Annotated in this window: 15 protein-coding genes; 6 read left to right on the forward strand and 9 right to left on the reverse strand. The window is 32.4% G+C overall.

Features of this window, described 5'->3' with window-relative positions:
- Positions 1-2: 2 nt before the first annotated feature.
- The 8 genes from murI to EV144_RS19650 all read right to left on the reverse strand — a co-directional run bounded on the left by murI (position 3) and on the right by EV144_RS19650 (position 8,451).
- A complete protein-coding gene (murI, locus tag EV144_RS19615) occupies positions 3-776 on the reverse strand; it encodes a glutamate racemase (RefSeq protein ID WP_134150855.1) in 774 nt (257 codons plus the stop codon).
- A gap of 154 nt (positions 777-930) precedes the next feature.
- Positions 931-1,434: an OmpH family outer membrane protein gene (locus EV144_RS19620; RefSeq protein WP_410501179.1), complete on the reverse strand. Its 504-nt coding sequence runs from the start codon at positions 1,432-1,434 to the stop codon at positions 931-933.
- A gap of 14 nt (positions 1,435-1,448) precedes the next feature.
- Positions 1,449-2,498 (reverse strand): OmpH family outer membrane protein, encoded by a 1,050-nt coding sequence (locus tag EV144_RS19625; RefSeq protein ID WP_134150856.1) that lies wholly within the window; start codon positions 2,496-2,498, stop codon positions 1,449-1,451.
- 42 nt (positions 2,499-2,540) lie between these two features.
- Entirely contained in the window at positions 2,541-5,279 is a 2,739-nt protein-coding gene (locus EV144_RS19630; RefSeq protein ID WP_134150857.1) for an outer membrane protein assembly factor, read from the reverse strand.
- The gene (locus EV144_RS19635; RefSeq protein ID WP_134150858.1) at positions 5,212-5,952 is read right to left on the reverse strand and encodes an isoprenyl transferase; all 741 of its coding nucleotides are present in this window, start codon (positions 5,950-5,952) and stop codon (positions 5,212-5,214) included. The genes EV144_RS19630 and EV144_RS19635 overlap by 68 nt, the downstream gene beginning before the upstream one ends.
- Before the next feature lies 1 nt (position 5,953).
- Positions 5,954-6,643: a DUF6089 family protein gene (locus tag EV144_RS19640; protein ID WP_134150859.1), complete on the reverse strand. Its 690-nt coding sequence runs from the start codon at positions 6,641-6,643 to the stop codon at positions 5,954-5,956.
- A 172-nt stretch (positions 6,644-6,815) separates the two neighbouring features.
- Positions 6,816-7,703, reverse strand: coding sequence for an NAD kinase (locus EV144_RS19645; protein WP_134150860.1), 888 nt, complete (start codon positions 7,701-7,703; stop codon positions 6,816-6,818).
- A gap of 88 nt (positions 7,704-7,791) precedes the next feature.
- The gene (locus EV144_RS19650) at positions 7,792-8,451 is read right to left on the reverse strand and encodes a CBS domain-containing protein (RefSeq protein WP_134150861.1); all 660 of its coding nucleotides are present in this window, start codon (positions 8,449-8,451) and stop codon (positions 7,792-7,794) included.
- A 116-nt stretch (positions 8,452-8,567) separates the two neighbouring features.
- Between EV144_RS19650 and EV144_RS19655 the strand changes: the two genes are divergently transcribed.
- The 3 genes from EV144_RS19655 to EV144_RS19665 all read left to right on the forward strand — a co-directional run bounded on the left by EV144_RS19655 (position 8,568) and on the right by EV144_RS19665 (position 12,497).
- Complete coding sequence (locus tag EV144_RS19655; RefSeq protein WP_134150862.1) at positions 8,568-9,281, forward strand: pyridoxine 5'-phosphate synthase; 714 nt, start codon at positions 8,568-8,570, stop codon at positions 9,279-9,281.
- Positions 9,282-9,424: 143 nt separating this feature from the next.
- The gene (locus EV144_RS19660; RefSeq protein WP_243854718.1) at positions 9,425-11,638 is read left to right on the forward strand and encodes a TonB-dependent receptor plug domain-containing protein; all 2,214 of its coding nucleotides are present in this window, start codon (positions 9,425-9,427) and stop codon (positions 11,636-11,638) included.
- Between the two features lie 4 nt (positions 11,639-11,642).
- Positions 11,643-12,497, forward strand: coding sequence for a DUF4249 domain-containing protein (locus EV144_RS19665; protein WP_134150864.1), 855 nt, complete (start codon positions 11,643-11,645; stop codon positions 12,495-12,497).
- Positions 12,498-12,545: 48 nt separating this feature from the next.
- Here the strand turns inward: EV144_RS19665 and EV144_RS19670 are convergent, their stop codons facing one another.
- Positions 12,546-13,880 (reverse strand): hypothetical protein, encoded by a 1,335-nt coding sequence (locus EV144_RS19670; RefSeq protein WP_134150865.1) that lies wholly within the window; start codon positions 13,878-13,880, stop codon positions 12,546-12,548.
- Positions 13,881-14,091: 211 nt separating this feature from the next.
- On the opposite strand from EV144_RS19670, the gene EV144_RS19675 reads away from it, so the two are divergent.
- From EV144_RS19675 to EV144_RS19685, 3 genes are all read left to right on the forward strand, one after another.
- The gene (locus tag EV144_RS19675) at positions 14,092-14,856 is read left to right on the forward strand and encodes an alpha/beta fold hydrolase (RefSeq protein ID WP_134150866.1); all 765 of its coding nucleotides are present in this window, start codon (positions 14,092-14,094) and stop codon (positions 14,854-14,856) included.
- Positions 14,857-14,909: 53 nt separating this feature from the next.
- Positions 14,910-15,254 (forward strand): phage holin family protein, encoded by a 345-nt coding sequence (locus EV144_RS19680; RefSeq protein ID WP_134150867.1) that lies wholly within the window; start codon positions 14,910-14,912, stop codon positions 15,252-15,254.
- Between the two features lie 117 nt (positions 15,255-15,371).
- Entirely contained in the window at positions 15,372-16,694 is a 1,323-nt protein-coding gene (locus EV144_RS19685; protein ID WP_134150868.1) for a trigger factor, read from the forward strand.
- Positions 16,695-16,925: the final 231 nt, after the last annotated feature.

Below are 16,925 nucleotides of genomic sequence, written 5' to 3' on the forward strand. Positions count from 1 at the left end.
ACCTAAAAGTCTTTTTTGACTACTGGATATTTATATTCTAAAATCGATTCTAAAACTCTCGGATCTGAGTTTACATAAAACTCAGGTTCGCTTTTTGCAGCATCACTAAAACCTACTTCTCGCAGCAAATTTTGTGTTTGTCTTGCAACAGCTTCACCAGAATCAATAATTTGAATGTGATCCGGCAGTATTTTTTTGATCTGCGGAATCAAGTAGGGGTAATGACTGCATCCTAAAACCAAATAATCAATATTGGCATCAATCATAGGAACCAAATACGATTCTAAAAGCTGGGTCATTTCTGGAGAATAGAGATTTCCATCTTCTATAAGTTGTACAAGCCCAAAACCAACCTGTTCGATTATTGTGGTGTTTTGAAACATCTCTGCAGTTTTATTAAAAAGCTCACTGTTTAATGTTCCTTTAGTAGCTAAAATACCAATAACCTGTGTTTTAGAATTATTCGCAGCTGGTTTAATAGCTGGTTCAATTCCTATAAACGGAATATCGTAATCTGCACGAAGTTCTCGAATTGCATTTGTGGTAGCGGTATTACAAGCCACAACAATTAATTTGCAATTCATTTCGAGTAATAAATCAACATTTTTTTTGCTCAATGCAACAATCTCCTCTTTGGTTTTCTGACCATAAGGGGCATTTTTACTATCGGCTAAATAAATTGTTTTTTCGTTTGGAAGTAAATCATGAATCGCAGTCCAGATTGAAGTTCCTCCAATACCAGAATCAAAAACGCCTATAGGATTGTTGTTTGTCATGATACAAAATTAGTGTTTTTTGAAATAAATTTATCCTACAAATTAATTGAAATTTTAGAATTTATTTCTTTTTTTATTTTTAATTAATTGTAAAAAAAAACTGCTCAAATTCTTTGAAGAAAATGAACAGTTTTAATATAATTGAATCCGTTTATTAGAATCCTAAATCTTTTTTTACATCAGCAGTAATGTTTGGACCATCAGCTAATAAAAGAGTAGAACCATCTAACACATATTGGAAACCTTTTGCTTTACCAACTTTTTGGATAGAAGCTTTAACTTTTTCCATTAATGGTTTTACGATATCAGTTTCTTTTTGTTGAAGTTCTTTTTGAGCATTGTCTCTATAATCAACAATTCTTTTTTGCATATCCTGAACTTCTTTAGAACGCTCTCCGTTGATAGCATCAGTAACAGTTGCAGCTTCAGCCTCGTACTTTTTGATTTTTACTTGGTATTCGTCAACCATTTTTTTGTATTCAGCATCGTATGTCCCACTTAATTTTTGCAATTGGTTTTGAGCATCAAGCATTGCAGGCATTTTCGACATAATCTCGCTGACATCAACATGGGCTACCTTCGCCTGTGCGTTCATTGTGTTACTTGCTCCTAAAATAAATATCGCAGCAATTAGTAAAGTTTTGATTTGTTTCATCATTTTTAAAATATTAATTAATTATTGGTCGTATTAGGTTTTTGTGTTTCGGCTTCTTTTGCTTTTTTAGCCGCCTCTCTCTCTTCTAATATTTTCTTTCTTCTCTCTTCTAGTTCTTTTTTACGCTCCTCGTACAATTTTTGTCGTTCTTCGGCTTTCGTAGGAGCAGCTGGCTCCGTTGTTGTTTCTGTTCCAGTTGTTGCTGCAGGTTTTGCTGTTGCATCAGTTCCAGTAGTTGTTGTTGCTGGTTTTGCTGTTCCATCAGTTGTTTTTGCAGTGTTGGTTGTTTTAGCTGTTTCAGAAACCGTGCCATTTTTTTTAGCTTCTCTTTCAGCTAATATAGCATTTCTTCTGTCTTCGTATTCTTTTTTCTTCGCTTCTTGTTCTGCTTTTCTATCCTGAATTAGCTTTTCTCTGGCTGCTTTTTTATCATCCAGTACTTTTTGTCGATCGGCCATTGCTGGATTTTCGTCAATTGCGTTTTCAAGATTTTCTTTTTTCTCCTGATCTTTCAATTGTTTTTTAGTCAATTGCTCACGTTTATCAGTTCTGTTTAAAACACGTATAACCTGATCGCTGATGTCAAATCTTTTATTACTAAAAAGCATCGTTAAATCCGATGATTTGTCAAAAATAAAATCATAATTTTTAGCTTCAGCAATATCCTGAACGGCTGTAAAAACCTGATCTTGTATTGGCTTTGATAAAGCTGCTTTTTGTCGAATTAAATTTCCATTAGCTCCGAATTGTTTTTGCTGATAATCCAGCATTTCGTCTTCTAGAAATTTAATTTCAGTTTCTCTTTCATCAATTAACTCTTTAGTTAATAAAGCTTTTTCTGCTTTGAGACCTTCTTTTAAGGTATTAATGTCTGTTTTTTTGGCCTCAATTTCTTGTTTCCATTTTTGAGCTTTTAACTCTAATTGTGCTGTGGCTTCCTTGTAATCAGAAACATTTTCCAGGATATACTCCATGTCAATGTAACCAATCCTAGTCGTTTTACCTTGAGCCTGACTTGTACTCGCTACAATCAAGGCTAAAAATATAAATAAATATTGTTTTCTCATAACATAACTTTATTTGATGATTTTTAACCAAACGCTGTTTCTCTAAAATTGTTGTCCAATGATAAAGTGAGTTTCCCAACCATTAGCTTTTGTTTGACCTGGAAGTGCATCAAAACCATAACCAAAGTCAATACCTAATAATCCAAATGCTGGCATAAATACACGTAAACCGGCACCTGCAGAACGATTCAAGTCAAATGGGTTGTAATCTTTAAATGTAGGATATGATGATCCTGCTTCTAAAAATGTTAAGGCATAAATTGATGCAGAGGATTTTAATGTAATTGGGTAACGCAGCTCCATAGAGAATTTGTTATAAATAGTTGCCCCAATTTGTTCTCCATTAGCATTAACCGGAGTTAATGAGTTGTTTGGATAACCTCTCAACTGAATAGTTTCTCTACCATCCATTGAGTAATTCGCCATTCCATCTCCTCCTAAGTAGAAACGTTCAAATGGTACAACGCCTCTTTCTTGATTGTATGCTCCTAAGAAACCAAATTCTGTTAATGTTCTTAAAACTAGCTTACCATAAACTTTAGTATACCAGTCACCTTTAAATTTAATTTTATAGTATTCAAGCCAATTGTATTTTTTCTGATCGACTTTTGCTACATCTGTATCTGCACTTGCAAAGTCAGAACCAACACTTACAGTTCCGCCAGTTGAAGTAGCTTTAATATAGTCACCTTTGTTAAGAGGCTGACCGTCTGCTCCTGTTGTATTTTCACCAGTATATTGTGATTTATATTCTTTTTCATTTTTTAAATCACCATAATCAATTCCGCTAAACAATGAATACGGAGGAGTAACTTTCGCAGAGATACTAAATTCTGAACCATACGTTGGGAATATTGGGTTAACCCCTTTATTACTTCTTGAAAGTCCAATTGTATACGCTAAGTTTCTTGACGCTCCATTACCAAATGTAAATAGACCCGTATTATAATTATTTAAATCATAATGTTGGTAACTAACAGATTGTGAAAGAACAAAATAATCATCCGGCACTGTTAATCTTTTTGCTAACCCAACTTGTACTGTAAAAATATTAAAACTTTTGCTTTTATCAACAGTTCTGGTAATATAATTATTCAGAAATTGTTTACTATATGAGATAGATGAACTAAATTGTACTGGCTTTTTTCCTCCAAACCAAGGCTCAGAGAAGGAAACACTATAAGTTTGGAAGTATGTACTTCCTTGTAAACGAAGTGCAACTTTCTGACCATCTCCCATAGGAAGCGGTTTGTAAGCAGATTTATCAAATAATTTTCTTGCTGAGAAGTTGTTAAATGATAATCCTAATGTTCCGATGAAACCTCCACCACCGTAACCTCCTTGAAGCTCAACCTGGCTAGATCCTTTTTCTACAACATTATATTCAATATCAACTGTTCCTGCAGCTGCATCAACATTTTTAAACTTCGGATCGATTGCCTCAGGATCAAAGAAACCTAATTGTCCAATCTCACGAATTGTTCTTACAAGCTGTTCTTTACTGTATTTTTCTCCCGGTTTAGTTCTTAACTCACGATAAATAACGTGGTCATTGGTTTTATCATTTCCTACAACCGTTATTTTGTTAAAATAAGCAATAGGACCTTCTGTAACTCTAATTTCAAAATCGATTGTATCGTTTGCAGTTTTTACCTCAACAGCATTGATGTTAGAGAATAAATAACCATTGTTTTGGTATAAATTGGTAATATCGTCTGCTTCTGGATTCTTTTTGTCTGCAATTCTTTTTTCAAGTAAAACACCATTGTAAGTTTCTCCTTTTTTGATCCCTAAATAGCGGTGTAATAATTGATCAGAATAAACAGTATTTCCTAAGAATTTAATGTTTCCGAAGTAATATTTATTTCCTTCCTCTAGATTAATTTTGATAGCAAGTTTGTTTTTTGCTTTGTCATAAGTAACAGAGTCTGAAAGAATACGGGCATCACGATATCCTTTTTCTTTGTAAGCGGCAATGACGTTTTCTAAGTCGCTTTTGTATTTTTCAGGAATAAACTTTGAAGCTTTGAAAACACGAATAATATTCTTTTGTTTTGTGTCCTTCATCGCAGCTCTTAATTTGCTGTCTGTAAGTTGTGTATTGCCAGTAAAATCAATGCTGCTGATTTTTACTTTATCACCTTTATCAACGCGAACAAGCATGTTTACCATGTGTCCGTTTATGGTATCGGGAGTATTGGTTATAGTAACTTTAGTGTTATAAAAACCTTCTTTTTTATATTTATTTTCAATGTAGTTTTTAGTCGTAGTAATTAAGTTTTCGTTTACGATTTTGTTTTTAGTTAAGCTGTTATCCTTAATTAATCCTTCAACTTTGCTTTTCTTTATTCCTACAAATTTAACTTCATTTAATTTCGGAAGTTCAACGATATCTAAATCTAAATAGATACTGTCATTTTCAACTTTATTTACATAAAATGAGATTTCGTCAAAAAGGCCAAGTTTACCTAATTTTTTAATTGCGCTGCTTATTTCTTCACCGGGAACTGTGATTTGCTGTCCTTTTTGAAGACCTGAGAATGTAACAACGGTTTGTTCGTTGAAGCTTATTTTACCAACAACAGAGACTTTAGCAAGAATATATTTTTTTCCCTGATCAAAAGGAAGTTTATCTTGTGCTTTTATTTGTGAAAAACTACCCAAAAGAATTAGGGTAAGGGCTATTTGAATTCTTTTTTGTAACACTAAGAAATTATTTAATTTGTTCACTGGTTTTTCCAAATCTACGTTCTCTTTTTTGATAACTAATAATAGCCTCATATAAATCTTGGTCTTTAAAGTCTGGCCATAACACATTAGTAAAATATAACTCTGCATAGGCTATCTGCCACAACAGAAAATTACTGATTCTATGTTCTCCACTTGTTCTTATTAATAAATCTACGTCGGGTAAATTTTGCGTGTAAAGATGCTCATTTATAATTGAATCGTCAATAGTGTCTATTGAAATTATATTATTTTTAACTTTATCACTGATGATTCTCACGGCATTTACCAATTCTTCTCGTGATCCGTAACTTAAAGCAAGTGTTAGCGTAAGGCGGGTGTTATTTTTAGTTTTGTCAATAACGTCTAAAAGTTCTTTTTGAGCTGATTTTGGTAGTTTGTCCAGATTTCCAATTGCATTAAGTTTGATGTTGTTTTCCTGAAGGGTAACAAGCTCTTTTTTTAATGCATTAATTAAAATTTTCATTAATGCTTCAACTTCTAATTTTGGACGATTCCAGTTTTCTGTCGAAAAAGCATACAATGTTAGGTACTCAATGCCAAGTTTAGCACAAGTTGTAATTGTTTTTTTTACAGATTTTGTTCCGTTTTCGTGACCAAACGCTCTTAAAAAGCCTTGTTGTTTGGCCCAGCGTCCATTACCGTCCATGATGATGGCCAGATGTCGGGGTAAATTTTTGTGATCTATAGAGTCTAGTAAATTCATTTTAATCTGCGCAATAGCAAGGTTTAAGTCCAAAGGTATACGTTAGAGTAAGACCTGAGAAAACATACCAGTCATTGTTATTTAAATTTCCAAACTTCATAATGTTTGGATTGTTAGTATTAGGATTACTTCCGTCAATATTATCTGTAAAGGTATAACGTACTCCAGCTTCAAGTCCCAAAACAAAGTTTGGTGTTACGTTTGATTTTATACCTAATATAATAGGTATAGCTAACTCATTTGAATTTACAGATCGAACTACGTTTGGACTTGCGTCGTAACGGTATAAACCATCGTAAATAAAGAAACTCAAGCCTGAATATATATAAGGTGTAACTTTTTGATGATAATCATGAAGATTAAAGTCGAAAAAATTGAATTCTAGCCCAGCAGAAAGCTCTTTTATATTATTGTCAAAACGATAACCTCTTTTGTTTCTTCCTGTTTCTTTGGAGTCGAAATCATTAGCTGTAATAGTAGATTGTGTATAAGAAAAGCGGTACGAGTGTCGCGGGCTTTTATTCCATTTGTACAAAATACCAAAGGCTAGTTTTTCGGGAGCAATATAAGTAGTGCTTCCAATGTCTCCAACATAGTTGCTTCCACCAAGAAAAACACCAAGCTCATTAATCTGAGCGTTTAGTGTAATAAAGGGAAAAAAACATAACAATAAATTAAAAATTTTCTTCATTTAATTAAAAATTGCGTGCAAATATAATAATTATCAATACGAATCAACGTTCCTTTACATAAATGTGCTTTTTTTTCAATTTACATTATGATTTTGAGACATTTAATGATGATTCACTACAAGCAGAACGAGAAAAGGGGGTATATCGTATAGTACAGAATCAGAAAAAAGCTTAATTTCTTTTGTCTTCTCCCCAAAGCAATTTATTTCTTAAAGTTTTCAAGAAAGTTTCGCCCGGAATCTCTACCATCTTTATTTTAAAGTCAGTTTTTTTAATACTCAAAACCGATTCGTTTTTTACAGAAGCGATTCTGGAATCTAAAGAAATTAAGTATTGATCTTCTCTTCCTGAAACGCGAAGTTTAATTTCGGTATCGTCTGGAATAACAAGTGGTCTGGCGTTTAGGTTATGAGGAGCAATTGGAGTAATTACTAAACTTTGTACAGCTGGTGTTAAAATAGGACCTCCACAGCTTAAAGAATATCCTGTAGAACCTGTTGGTGTAGCAACGATTAGTCCGTCTGCCCAATAAGAGTTTAAATATTCATTATTTAAATAAGTATCTACTGTAATCATCGAAGTAGTATCTTTTCTGCTGACAGTAACTTCATTCATTGCAAAATTCAAATCTTCGGGAATAGCATCGTTTTTAGGCTCGCAAGTAATGCTTAATAATGTTCTTTCAGAAATAGTGTAATTTTTATCAATTACATATTGTAAAAAACTATCCACATTATCTTTTTGCACCATTGCTAAAAAACCCAATCTTCCTGCATTTATTCCTAAGATAGGTATACCTGAATTACGGACCAAAGTTGCTGCTCTTAAAATAGTTCCGTCACCGCCAATACTGATAAGCATTTCGTAGCTGCTGTCTAAAGTAGTACTAGCCGAAAAAGTTTCGTACTCTTTTTTAATAAGCTGTTTATCATAAAGCATTTTTAGAAAATTATCTTCAATTACCATTTCTACATTATTGGTATTGAAAAACAGAAAAATGTCCTTAATAATTGGCTCTGTGCTATTTTGATAATACTGTCCGTATATGGCTACTTTCATCGTTGTAATTAGATAATGAGAAATGTTTAATTTGATAATTTATTAGTTGAGATCATTGTCTAATTTTCTCATTGACCAATTTTCTAATTTATATATTAAGGTATTTGTCTAAATAATCAGAACGTTCTTTTAAGCTGTTTATATAAGTGTCTTCCTGATGTTCTGAAATAATCTCGTAACCATATCTTCTATAGGTCTGAATTATTTCATTCATAGCACCTAAACCAATTTTTACCGTAATCTGAACATTTTCTAAATCAGCTTCAGAAACAAAACAACCCAGAATCTTACCGTTATTACTTTCTACAATCTGAGTTACTTCGCTCATAGAATAATCTAAAAGCCCTTTTTGAACAATGATAATACCGCCTTGTTCTTTTAAAAATGGAGTTTCCTGAAAAAACTTCATAATATCTTCCATTTCATAATAACCTACATAAAGGTTATTCTCATCAAGAACCGGAATTGTATTTGTATGGTTTTTTGAAAAAACCTCTAAAACGTCCAGCCAGATCATCGATTTTCGGGCAAAAAAACGTTCCAGCGTATATTTATAATCAATGGCTTTTTTGTCTGTATCAAAAGTTTCAACATCATCAGAAGCAATACTTCCAATGAAAATTCCATTTTCTAAAACTGGGAAATGCGAAAAATTTAAGTCGGCAAAAAAATCCTGAACAGCTGCTATTGTTTCCTGGCTGTCAATCGCTCTGAAATCATTGGTGATATAGTTCGTAATTTCTGTCATAGGTCAACGGAAGATATTTTCTGCAAAATAATCAAAAAATAGCAAAAACTGCTGTGTTTTACTTTGTATTTTTGTCGTAACAAATATAGTGTTACTAGAATTAATTATCTATTTATATGACAAAGTTAAGTGTAAATATCAATAAAATTGCAACGCTTCGAAATGCACGCGGCGGAAATGTTCCTGATTTACTAAAAGTAGCAGCCGATATTCAGAAATTCGGAGGTCAGGGAATCACCATTCACCCGCGTCCGGACGAGCGACATATTCGTTATCAGGATGCACGAGATTTAAAAGCAATTGTTACAACCGAATATAATATTGAAGGAAATCCACAGCATAATTTTATCGATTTGGTTTTAGAATGCAAACCCGATCAAGTAACATTGGTTCCCGATGCAATTGGTGCAATTACTTCTTCTGCCGGTTGGGATACGATTAAAAATGAATCTTATTTAACGGAAGTTATTCAGGAGTTTCAACGTAACGGAATCAGAACTTCAATTTTTGTTGATCCGGTTTTAGAAATGATAGAAGGAGCTAAAAAAACTGGAACAGACAGAATCGAATTGTATACCGAAGCTTTTGCTCACGAATATGATTTGGGAAATAAAAACGGAATTGATCCTTATGTAAAAGCAGCAGTATTAGCCAATGAATTAGGTTTGGGAATAAATGCCGGACATGATTTGAGTTTAGATAATATTCAGTTTTTTAAACAAAATATTCCGGGATTATTAGAAGTTTCTATTGGTCACGCTTTAATTGCAGAAGCGCTTTATCTAGGTTTGGATAATGTTGTGAATATGTATTTGCAAAAACTAAAATAAGATACAATTAAAACAATTATAACCTGATGTAATTGGGTTATAATTGTTTATTTTCGCACTTTTCTTATTAAAATTAAGTGTTGAAAATAATTACCCTCTTTTGTTTATTCTGCTTTTCCAATTTATTTGCACAGCAAAAGGCTGTGATTAGTGGTAATATAAAATCTTCTGAACATGAAAATTTAGTTGGAGTAAGCATTTCTTTTACAGTTAATAATTTAAGTTATTATGCTATAACAGATACTCTTGGTAATTTTTCTGAAAATATTCCTGTAGGACAAGTCACTATCCTATTTGATCAATTGGGTTATGTTGAAAAAACTGTTCAGATTGATTTAAAGGAAAATACCGAAATCTCAATTGTTTTAGAGAAAGATATTTCGCTTTTAAAAGAAGTTGTTATTTCTAATGATAAAAAAAACGGTATAACCACTTTGTCAGGGGGCAAATTATCATTCAATTTAAAAGAATTATCTTCCGTGCCCACTGTACTTGGAACTACGGACATTATAAAAATTTTACAGCTCACGCCAGGAGTTCAAAATTCTGGTGATGCTAATTGCTATTTGTATGTTAGAGGAGGAGATCCGGGACATAATGCCATATTATATGACGGAACTCCAATTTATGGAATGTCGCACTTATTAGGTGTTTTTCCTTTTTATAATACCGATCATATTAAAGAAGTTGAATTTGATAAATCAAGTTCTAATGCCAGATATGGAGGGCGCCTAAGCGCTACAACAGTATTGATTCCGAATAAAAAAATACCATCAGAATTTGAAATCCAGGGAAATGTTGGAGTTTTAGCTTCTCAATTAACATTTGCTGTTCCGATTTCCGAAAAATCTGGTTTTTATATCTCAGGAAGAAAAACGTATATAGACGAAATCATTGCGCCAATATTAAATTCAAGCTCAAAGAATAATGATGTTCAGGATATGAAATACGGATTTTCAGACGGGAATTTTACTTTTGTGTCTCAAATCTCTAAAGATAATCTGCTTTCTGTTGATGCCTTTGTTAGTGCTGATGAGTTAAAAATTAAAGATGGAAACCTTGCTTTAAGAACTAGTTTGAAGTGGAATAATTTTACAGTTTCTCCAACTTTGGCTACGAAATTTTCGACAAATGTAAGTATGTCAAACTCGGTTTATTTGAGTCAATATTCTAATGATTTAAGGATGGAGCAAGCTACAATTCAGTTTGGAGTTTCTTCTTATGTTAAAGATTTTGGGTTTAATAATTCAGTTCGTTATTTAATTAAAAATGTTCCTTTTGAGTCAGGATTTCAATACGTTTATCATGATTTACAACCTCAAAAAGTGAATGTAGAGAATTTGACAGATACTAATAATACAGCACAAAATAGTATTATTAATGCTAATGAAGCTGCAATTTTTACTACTATTAAACCAAAGTTGACAGATCATTTAAATGCTGAAATTGGTCTTCGAATTAATTACTATACTTCGGGTTCAAAAGATTCCTATCTGCATTTTCAACCTCGTGTTCTGTTGAATTATACGACAAATGATAAATATTCTTTTTATGGCTCGTATAACAGACAGTACCAATATTTGAGTATGATAACAACTTCTAGCGTCGGAATTCCAACAGATTTTTGGATTGCAAGTTCAGATGGAATAAAACCTCAATCGTCTGATGAATTTTCTATTGGTTCTAATCAGAATATTTCAAAGAATTTAGCTTCTTCTTTTGGAGGATTTTATCGTTATATGAAGGATTTGCTGGAGTATCCTTACGGAGTAACTCAGTTTAATGAAATTACAACATTAAAAAACGATTTGCTTGTTGGCAAAGGAAAAGCTTATGGTTTTGAAATGATGCTTAGAAAAAATAACGGAAAGTTTACCGGCTGGCTGAGTTATACTTTGAGCTGGTCTGACCGGAATTTTGATGAGCTTAATAATGGGAATACTTATTTTGCTAAATATGACAGGCGTCATAATCTTTCGTTGGTAGGAATGTATGATTTAAACTCAAAATGGAATTTTGGCGTAACCCAAATCTTTAGTTCAGGAAATCGCTTTACAATGCCAACATCCTGGTATTTTATAAATAATAATCCAGTAAAAGAATATTCGGAATACAATAACGCACAAATGCCAAATTATATTCGTACAGATCTTTCTATAAATTACTTTTTTGTAAAGACAAATAAAAAAGAAAGTGCTCTGAATTTTTCAATTTACAATACTTTTAATCTGGAGAATCCTATATATGTTGTATTGGATGTGCAGGTTAATAAAGATAAAAACAACGTAATTGTAAGACAGGAAAAGAAGGTTTTGTATCGAATTCTGTCTTCAATAAGCTGGAGATTTAAATTTTAAAAGGATGAAAAAATACATTCTATTTCTTTTCGCATTAATTATAATCAGTTGTTCTAAAGATGATTTTAGTACTCAAGCAAGTCTTGAATCTAAAATTGTAGTAGAAGGATGGATTGAAGAAGGTGATTTTGCTGAAGTTCTGCTATCAAACAGTATTCCGGTTACAGATGTTATAGACTCTACAAATGTTTTAAACCATGTAATACGATCAGCAAAAATTACTATTTCTGATGGTGTAACTTCAGAGGTTTTAAGAGTGAAAAATGATAAAAACAGAGTGCCTCCATTTGTGTATTTTGGATCAGTTGTAAAAGGAGAAGCAGGAAAAGAGTATTCTTTAAAAATTGAATATTTAAATCGTGTAATTGAAGCAGTAACAACAATACCAAAAAGTGTTGAACTAAAAAGTGCATCGTATATAAAGAAGAATGCGGTGGATACTACAGGCTATGTATTTGTAAAATTTGATGACCCAATAAACGAAAAAAACTACTATCAGCTTGCTACAAAAATTGAAGGAGAAGAACCTATTTTTGTTCCTGCATTTTATGGAAATTTAGATGATAAAAATTTTAAAGAATCAGCTGTTTCTGTACAAATTAATAGAGGAGTACTGCTTTTTCCTAAAACGAAATTCACACCTTATTTTGCAGATGGAGATTTAATTTATGTAAAATTAAGAACACAAAACAAAGATGCTTTGGATTTCTGGAACAGCTGGCAAAATGAGATTGTTAATAGCCAAAACCCAATTTATCCTGCTAATACAAGTCTAAAATCGAATATTAAAGGAGGAATAGGTATTTGGGCAGGATATGGACAAAGTACATTGATAGTAAAAACACCTCCAAAAATATAGCCGGTCTGAATAGTTTCAAACCGGCTATAAATATAATTTTAAAAGCTGTTATTTTTCAAAAGCAGCAATAAAATCTTCAAATTTAGCTGTCAGTTTATCAAATCCTTCAGAGAAATAAGCGCTCATTTCTACTTCGGTATTGTCGCTGAATTTTAAATATAATACTTCATCATAATTTTTGCTGACAAATGTTCCTCCTGTACCATTATATGACCAATATTTGTCTTTAGCATTCCAAACAGGTAGTTCTCTATTGTAGCTATCTACTACTTCTGCGTGCTGCACAACATCAGCTATTTTAGTTCCATCTTTTTTCGATACTAAGATGAATTTTAGATTTTTATTAAAACTAGCTGCATGACCTTCAGAGTATTTTTGGTTGTATGTGTTTTCAGCTGTGTAATATGCTTTGTAATCAGCATTTGCACTTTGGTAATCAGGAGAATTAGGATAAGTGATAGTTTTTTCTAAAGCAGCATCATCAGTTGCTTGAGTTGCTAAATCCATATCTGCAACAATAACAAAATTGTCCATCAATTTAAATAAACCATTAGCTTTTCCTCTGTATTGAACAAGTTCATCATTGTCAATTAAAGCATCGATTTGTGCAGTACTTCCAGAATTAAATTCAATTAAGTTTTTACCGTTATAAGTAAGTGAAGCTTTTGCAGTGTTTTCAGTTGCTTTTGTGCTGCTCATTTCCCAGGCATAACCATCATTTACGCTCATTTTATATGCAAATTCATTCGGGATTTCTTTTCCGTTAGCATATTTTGCAGTTTGATTAAAAGTAGCTGCTTGTACATTGTCAATTGTTAAAACTGCATCTGCTGATAATGGTAAAAAGAAAAAATCATTTATTTCTACATCAGTTTGCCAATCATAAGTATCAACAACTTTTACCTTTATGTCTGAAGAAACAGCTTTAGAAGAAAAAGATGCATTGTTAGCTGTTTGTGATTCTTTAGCAGGAAAAACAAATTTTAATTCTGTAGTTGAAGCTGTTTTAGTCCATTTTTTTCCAGTATTATTCCAAGTGTAAATTCCATAAACACCAGAAACGTTTAAGATGTCTTCAACTTCATTTTCATTTTTTCCACTAAAAATATCAACAGAACTAAGATCTAACAATCTGGTTAGATTCTCTAATGCTTCGATCGCACTAGAAGTTTTAGACTTGTCCAATTGAACTAACATTTCATTAGCTTCTGATTCTAATTTTACTTTTTGTTCAGTAGGAGTCAATTTAGAGTACGGCTGCTTAACAATATTTGCAATTTGTTCAGCAAGAGTTTGATCTGTTTCTGATGCGCTTTCGTCACTAGAGCAAGAGATAGTTAGTTGAGAAACAACTAATGACAATAAAAGGAATTTTTTAATCATGATTAGGTTTTAAAAATTAATTAGATAAAATCAACGTTTTGGTTTTGATTTTTGCGAAGATACTTTTTTGAAATCATTATATTTTACGGGAAGCCGTAATGCTGTAAATCTTGTAGTGTTAATTTTGTTGATAAAAACAACAGAATTATTCTTGTTTTTTTGCTGAATAAGTTTTTTCTACTTTTGTAAAGGATATTAATATCAATACTAAATGTTATACTCAAAAATAGAAGGCGAAGGAAAACCATTCGTTATAATGCACGGTTTTCTAGGAATGTCTGACAACTGGAAAACATTGGCAACACAATATGTAGAAGCAGGATTTCAGGTTCATATTTTAGATTTAAGAAATCATGGGCGTAGTTTTCATTCTGATCAATGGAGTTATGAAGCCATGGTTCAGGATGTGTTTGAATATTGTCAAGCAAACCAATTAAATAATATAGATCTTCTGGGACATTCGATGGGAGGGAAAGTGGCAATGCTTTTTGCAGCGACACATCCGGACATTGTAGATAAATTAATTGTTGCTGATATTGGTCCGAAGTTTTACAAACAACATCATCAGGATATTTTGGCAGGATTAAATGCTGTTGATTTTTCTGTAAAACCAAGCCGGAATGATGTAGAAGCTGTTCTTTCAGAATATGTTCCCGATTTTGGTACACGTCAGTTTTTGTTGAAAAATTTATATTGGCAGGAACCGGGACAATTAGCGTTCCGTTTTAATTTGGCAGTTTTCAATAATAATCTTGATGCAATCGGAAAACCTTTGGCAGATGATTTAGTTTTTGATAAGCCAGCCTTATTTATTAGAGGTGGAAATTCGGGTTATATTCAGGATGCTGATATCGATTCTATAATGCAGCATTTCCCAAATATGAAATTAGAAACGATTCCAAATGCGGGACATTGGCTTCATGCCGAAAATCCTAAAATGTTTTTTGAATTGACAACGGAGTTTTTAAAAGCCTAATTATTTTTGATAAATTTTAGTACATTTATTAAAAATTTAAAAGAATTTACGATATGAAAATTATACTCAGACTTCTTGTTACAGCGGCTTTGGTTTTGCTAATTGCTCACTTTCTGCCGGGTGTACATGTGGCCAGTTTTGGTACGGCTGTAATTGTTGCAGTGGTTTTAGGATTGTTAAACCTTTTTATAAAACCAATATTAGTAATCCTTACATTTCCCGTTACAATTATTACGCTGGGCTTGTTTCTGCTGGTTATAAATGCAATTATTATTTTGTTGTGTACCAATATTGTTGGAGGTTTTGCAGTTGACTCTTTCCTCACAGCATTACTCTTTAGTGTAATATTGTCTGTACTTCAGTCTATTACTTATAAAATACTGGCAGACGATAAATAAAATCAAAATCAAAGCAGGATAAAAACGGCTTCAAATACAATAGATTAAAAACTTGGCTGGGTTGCAAAAATTTTATAATTTTGCAACCCAATTTTATTATGTAAATTAAAGAAGAAGATGGATATTAAAAGAGTAGCAATAGATGCTGTGAATGAAACGATCGTAATGACAGTTGTTCACATGGATTATAAAGGTCAAGTAGCAAAAAGAATAAACGAAAAAATGCCATTGGCTACCGTAAAAGGTTTTAGAAAAGGACAAGTTCCTAAAGATCTTGTTGAAAAACAATACGGAAAAGCAATCAAGCAGGAAGAAGTTAAAAAAGTAGTTGATTTGGCTTTAGAGCGTTTTGTTCAATCTGAAAGATTAAATCTTTTAGGAACTCCTCTTGCTAAAGAAAACGAAAACTTTGATTGGGATGCAGAAGAATTAACTTTCGAATACGAAATTGGTTTAGTGCCAAACTTCGAAATTGATCTTGAAGCTAAAAACAATATCGTAAAATATATCGTTACTGCTGACGATAAATTAATCGACGGACAAGTAGAGCGTATCCAAAAACAATTCGGAAAAGCAATTCCTCAAGAAGTTGTTGCTGCAGATTCTGATTTAACTGGAACTTTCTCAAACGAAGAAAAAGGAATTAACAATACTACTACAATTTCTGTAGAAACTTTTAATAAAGCTGCTGGAGATAAATTCATCGGTAAAAAAGTTGGAGATGTTGTTACAGTAAGCACAAAAGGTTTATTTGAAGACGATCACCAATTAATGGACTACCTAAAAGTAGGTCATGACGATGTTCACGGTTTAGATATCGAAGTAAACTTTACTATCGAAGCAATTAACGGAGCAGAATTGGCAGAATTAAACCAAGATTTATTTGATAAACTTTTTGGAGAAGGAAAAGTAGCTTCTTTAGAAGATTTAAAAGCTAAAATCAAAGAAGATGCAGAAGCTCAATTTGCACAACAAGCGGATCAAAAATTATTGTTAGACGTTCAGGATTTCTTGATCGAAAGCACAAAATTTGATTTACCAGCAGAATTCCTTAAAAAATGGTTGCAAACTGTAGGAGAGAAAAAACTTTCTGCAGAAGAAGCTGAAGTTGAATACGCAAGATCTGAAAAAGGTTTACGTTTTCAATTAATTGAAGGAAAAGCAATGGCTCAAAGCAATATCCAAATTACATTTGAAGATTTGAAAGCGTTTACAACAGGTGCAATCAAACAACAAATGGCTCAATTTGGACAAACAAACCCAACTGACGAAGAAGTTCAAGGAATCGTGGCTAGAGTTTTATCTAACCAAGAAGAAGTAAAAAGACTTTCTGAGCAAGTTGTAGCAGCTAAATTGTTAGATTTGTTTAAAGAAAAAGCAAACCCAACAACTAAAGAAGTTACTTACGAAGAATTTATTGCTGCGTCTTACGGAGAATAATTTCAAAAATTAATATATTTGAGCGTCAATAGGAGTTTTTCTATTGACGCTCTTTTTTTTGTTTCTAGTTTCAGGTTTCAAATTTTAACGTTGTGGACAAACTTAAAACCTGAAAGAAAAAACTTTGAACCTTTGCATCTCAGAACCTTAAAAAGAAGACATATTGACATACTTATAAAAAGGTATGACCTTTGTAATAAGTGATGATATAGATTTATAAATTAAACTTAG

Source organism: Flavobacterium sp. 270 (assembly GCF_004368785.1).
Classification (GTDB): domain Bacteria; phylum Bacteroidota; class Bacteroidia; order Flavobacteriales; family Flavobacteriaceae; genus Flavobacterium.

Excerpts from the sequence above, each read along its gene's own strand:
- EV144_RS19620 (WP_410501179.1), bottom strand. The coding sequence starts at position 1,434 with ATGATGAAACAAATCAAAACTTTACTAATTGCTGCGATATTTATTTTA.
- EV144_RS19650 (WP_134150861.1), bottom strand. The coding sequence starts at position 8,451 with ATGACAGAAATTACGAACTATATCACCAATGATTTCAGAGCGATTGAC.
- EV144_RS19685 (WP_134150868.1), top strand. The coding sequence starts at position 15,372 with ATGGATATTAAAAGAGTAGCAATAGATGCTGTGAATGAAACGATCGTA.
- EV144_RS19645 (WP_134150860.1), bottom strand. The coding sequence starts at position 7,703 with ATGAAAGTAGCCATATACGGACAGTATTATCAAAATAGCACAGAGCCA.
- EV144_RS19625 (WP_134150856.1), bottom strand. The coding sequence starts at position 2,498 with ATGAGAAAACAATATTTATTTATATTTTTAGCCTTGATTGTAGCGAGT.
- EV144_RS19655 (WP_134150862.1), top strand. The coding sequence starts at position 8,568 with ATGACAAAGTTAAGTGTAAATATCAATAAAATTGCAACGCTTCGAAAT.
- EV144_RS19675 (WP_134150866.1), top strand. The coding sequence starts at position 14,092 with ATGTTATACTCAAAAATAGAAGGCGAAGGAAAACCATTCGTTATAATG.
- EV144_RS19680 (WP_134150867.1), top strand. The coding sequence starts at position 14,910 with ATGAAAATTATACTCAGACTTCTTGTTACAGCGGCTTTGGTTTTGCTA.
- murI (WP_134150855.1), bottom strand. The coding sequence starts at position 776 with ATGACAAACAACAATCCTATAGGCGTTTTTGATTCTGGTATTGGAGGA.
- EV144_RS19640 (WP_134150859.1), bottom strand. The coding sequence starts at position 6,643 with ATGAAGAAAATTTTTAATTTATTGTTATGTTTTTTTCCCTTTATTACA.
- EV144_RS19630 (WP_134150857.1), bottom strand. The coding sequence starts at position 5,279 with ATGAGGCTATTATTAGTTATCAAAAAAGAGAACGTAGATTTGGAAAAA.
- EV144_RS19665 (WP_134150864.1), top strand. The coding sequence starts at position 11,643 with ATGAAAAAATACATTCTATTTCTTTTCGCATTAATTATAATCAGTTGT.
- EV144_RS19635 (WP_134150858.1), bottom strand. The coding sequence starts at position 5,952 with ATGAATTTACTAGACTCTATAGATCACAAAAATTTACCCCGACATCTG.
- EV144_RS19670 (WP_134150865.1), bottom strand. The coding sequence starts at position 13,880 with ATGATTAAAAAATTCCTTTTATTGTCATTAGTTGTTTCTCAACTAACT.